At 68.4% G+C, this 2062-nt stretch carries 2 protein-coding genes and 2 pseudogenes; 3 read left to right on the top strand and 1 reads right to left on the bottom strand.

Annotated features, from left to right (window positions below; all coding sequences use genetic code 11):
• The 3 genes and pseudogenes from G3N99_RS39125 to gspK all read left to right on the top strand — a co-directional run.
• Positions 1–158 (top strand): annotated as a pseudogene (locus tag G3N99_RS39125) (DUF2345 domain-containing protein); the annotation flags it as partial.
• Positions 139–351: a hypothetical protein gene (locus G3N99_RS39120; protein WP_241012077.1), complete on the top strand. Its 213-nt coding sequence runs from the start codon at positions 139–141 to the stop codon at positions 349–351. The pseudogene G3N99_RS39125 and the gene G3N99_RS39120, both read left to right, overlap by 20 nt.
• A 36-nt stretch (positions 352–387) precedes the next feature.
• Positions 388–1383 (top strand): type II secretion system minor pseudopilin GspK, encoded by a 996-nt coding sequence (gspK, locus tag G3N99_RS39115; RefSeq protein ID WP_174935743.1) that lies wholly within the window; start codon positions 388–390, stop codon positions 1381–1383.
• 248 nt (positions 1384–1631) lie between these two features.
• Here gspK and G3N99_RS39110 read toward each other — a convergent pair.
• Positions 1632–2062, bottom strand: a pseudogene (locus tag G3N99_RS39110) (type II toxin-antitoxin system Phd/YefM family antitoxin); the annotation flags it as partial.

Raw genomic sequence — 2062 nt, 5'->3', positions numbered from 1 at the left:
GCAAGGTGGAGATCCAGGCGCACGCGGACAGCATCGAGTTGACCGCGCAGAAGGCGCTGAAGCTGCTGGCGGTCACCGAGTCGGTCGAAGGCGCCGCGGCGAAGGAAATCCTGCTGACGTCCGGCGGTCGCGGCGCACATGTTCGGCATCGCGATGGCCGTCGGCTGCGCGCTGTTCGTGCTGCTGCTGTGGCGTACACACGCGATCGCCAGCCTGGTCGGCCCGCTGGCAAACGACGGCATGCGTCCCGCGACGCTCGCATGCTGGGTCGCGGGGCTCGCCGCGCTGTTCGGCGTCACGTCATCTGCGCATGCGAGCATCGCGCATGCGTGGCTGGCGTTCGAAGTGTGAGCGCACCGCGCCGACAGACACTGCGGAGGCACGCGGATGCATCGATACGGGACAGGAAGGACGGCGCGGGCTCGACGCGAACGCGGCATTGCGATCGTGACGGTACTGCTCGTCGTCGCATTGGCGGCCACGCTTGCCGCCAGCGTGCTGTGGCGCCAGCAGGTCGCGACGCGCGACGTCGAGAACCAGCGGCTCGCGACGCAGACGATGTGGATCGAGCGCGCCGCGGTCGAGTGGGCACGCGCGACGCTGCGCGCGCAAAGCGCGACGTCGAACGTCACGTTCGTCGGCCAGCCATGGTCGGCGCCGGTTGCCGACGTACAGCTCTCTGACCTGTTGCCGTCGGACGCCTTGGCGGTCAACGCCGAGCTGTCGCGCGCGTGGATCTCCGGCAGCGTCGAGGACGCGCAGGCGCGCTTCAACCTGACGAACCTCGTGTCGCGCGCCGCGCCCGGCAAGCCGTGGCAGTCCAGCGGCGAAGGCGTGCTGGCGTACCGGCGCCTGCTCGGCCAACTGTCGCTCGATCCCGCGCTCGCGCAATCGACGGCCGACTACATGCTGCGCTCGCTGCGCGACGCGAACGGCCCGGACGGCTGGCCGCTGCAGCTCGTGTCCGTCGACGATCTCGCGCGCATTCCAGGCTACGACGCGCGAACGATCGACGCGATCGCGCCGTTCGTGACGATCCTGCCCGACCTGACCGTCGTCAACGCGAACACCGCCGCCGAACCCGTGCTCGTCGCCGCGATTCCGACACTGTCGCAGAGTCAGGCGAAGCGGCTCGTCGACCGGCGCGCGACCGCCTATTTCGTCAGCACCGGCGACATCGCCGAATACCTGCTGCCGGCGCAGGGCGGCAACCCGACGCTGCCGGACGGCTCGGCCGTCGGCGTGAACAGCGGCTATTTCATCGTGCATTGCCGCGTGCATTCGGCGCGGATCAACACGCGTATCGACACGCTGATCGCACGCTACGGCAGCGGCAATTTCGCGTGGACGTCGGTCATCTGGGTGCGACGGCTCACGAGTTGAAGCCGATGGGCTGGCCTCGATGCGTACACGGGCGTACGTACTTCATGCCGGAATGCAGCAACGGATAACGCTATCCGGCAACTGATCCCGTGTAGCCCGAGCGTCAATGAACCGCGACGGGCGAGCACCCCGTTCCTTCTTCCATGGTCGTGCTGGCAGGTATTTCGATGTCGGCGCAACGGAATCCAGCCAGCGCGTTGCGCGACACACGATAAAGACGGTGTCCGGCAGTCACCGCGGCCGAAACGCTAGACCCGCGACAACTCCCCCAACCCGACCGCGCGCACACCCTGCTGCGTCACCGCCGCATCGAACGACAGCCGCGAGAAGCTCGTCTCGCGCACTTCACCGAGCAGCCGGTTCCAGTCGTCGATCGACACGAGCAGCGCGATCGGCCGGTTGTACTTGGTCACCATCACGAGCGCCTCGCCCGCATGCCGCAGCGCCTTCGACGGATTGCTGCTGAAGTCGCGCGTCGCCATCGCGATCGTGCGCAGGCTGAACACATTGGCAGCCGGATCGCCGTCGTCGTCGTGCATCAGGCGCTCGAGCGTCGCCGCGCGCAGCAACGCCTGCGACTTCGCGGACAGCCGGTTGTCGCGGCGCCGACGCCGCTCGCTGCGCGGGTCGACGTGCACGGCGAGCATCCGCACGATCTGGCCCAGCGTCGTCGCGGGCA

This window comes from Burkholderia sp. Ac-20392, assembly GCF_017104585.1.
GTDB classification, from domain to species: Bacteria; Pseudomonadota; Gammaproteobacteria; order Burkholderiales; family Burkholderiaceae; genus Burkholderia; species Burkholderia lata.
Note: the sequence above shows the minus strand (reverse complement) of the source record. Positions and strands in the feature narration are given on the sequence as shown.

Excerpts from the sequence above, each read along its gene's own strand:
- G3N99_RS39120 (WP_241012077.1), top strand. The coding sequence starts at position 139 with ATGTTCGGCATCGCGATGGCCGTCGGCTGCGCGCTGTTCGTGCTGCTG.
- gspK (WP_174935743.1), top strand. The coding sequence starts at position 388 with ATGCATCGATACGGGACAGGAAGGACGGCGCGGGCTCGACGCGAACGC.